This is a genomic window from Pauljensenia sp. UMB3104 (genome assembly GCF_030217285.1).
Taxonomy (GTDB): Bacteria; Actinomycetota; Actinomycetes; order Actinomycetales; family Actinomycetaceae; genus Pauljensenia.
In genome coordinates this window covers 1-282 of sequence record NZ_JASONN010000261.1, presented here as the reverse complement: position 1 = coordinate 282, position 282 = coordinate 1, and the positions used below count along the sequence as shown (strand labels likewise).

The window sequence follows — 282 nt, the reverse complement described above, 5'->3', positions numbered from 1 at the left end:
TCTGAGTTCGAGCTTCACGTCCGCGCAATCCTCGGCCTGCCCATCGATACGACGCTACGCACACCGGGTGCATCTGCAGTCATCAAATCAACAAAACCCCTCAAACACCCCGAATACCTAGGCGTCGCCGAAGCCTTGTCCAAGGCCGATGGAGTCAGAATATTCGGCAAGCCCGTCACACGAGCCGGTCGTCGAGTCGGCGTTGTTCTGGCAAGCGGTGCCAGCAGCGACCTGGCACGCGAGCGCGCAAATCGAGGAGCCGACGCTATCACGCTTGTTGAA

Annotated in this window: 1 pseudogene; it reads left to right on the top strand. The window is 59.6% G+C overall.

The window, feature by feature from the left end:
- Positions 1-27: 27 nt before the first annotated feature.
- Positions 28-282: pseudogene (locus QP415_RS11635) on the top strand (formate-dependent phosphoribosylglycinamide formyltransferase); the annotation flags it as partial.